Genomic DNA, 526 nt, shown 5'->3' with positions numbered 1-526 from the left:
TATGGTTCTAACAACCACTTCCATCTATTCGATCGACCTCTGTTAACTTCTGAACCCTGATAACGATAGCCATATGTAGTGTTTGATAAGCGCCCTCAACAGCGCCACCGAAAGCGGCTACTCCTTCTTCGAAGAAACCAAGACCAAGAAAGGGTTCCTGTCGAAGACCACCACCCACACGATGCGGGAAGATTACGCCACGCAGGAAAAAGGCACGCTGCTGAGCGGCGACAACGTGTCTCTGTCTGCGGGTAACGATCTGACGGTGAAGGGGTCTTCGGTTGTGGGTGACGGTAAAGTTAACCTGCAAGCAGGCAACAATGTTGAGATCGTAGCGGCGACGGAAGAACAGTCCAGCTACCGGTTGGATGAGAAGAAAAAGAGCGGACTGATGGGCACCGGTGGTATCGGGGTGACGATTGGTAGCTCCAGCTCTCGCCATCAGGTGAACGAAGACGGTACGACGCAGAGCCAGAGTGTCAGCACTATCGGCTCGACCGGTGGCGATGTGAATATCGTTGCGGGC

1 pseudogene is annotated in these 526 nt (G+C 53.8%); it reads left to right on the top strand.

Annotated elements, in window-relative coordinates:
• Positions 1-94: 94 nt before the first annotated feature.
• Positions 95-526 (top strand): annotated as a pseudogene (locus ACKWMY_RS28275) (hemagglutinin repeat-containing protein); the annotation flags it as partial.

The organism is Serratia sp. J2, assembly GCF_046269175.1.
Lineage (GTDB): Bacteria > Pseudomonadota > Gammaproteobacteria > Enterobacterales > Enterobacteriaceae > Chania > Chania fonticola_C.
This window is presented reverse-complemented; position numbering and strand designations above follow the sequence as displayed.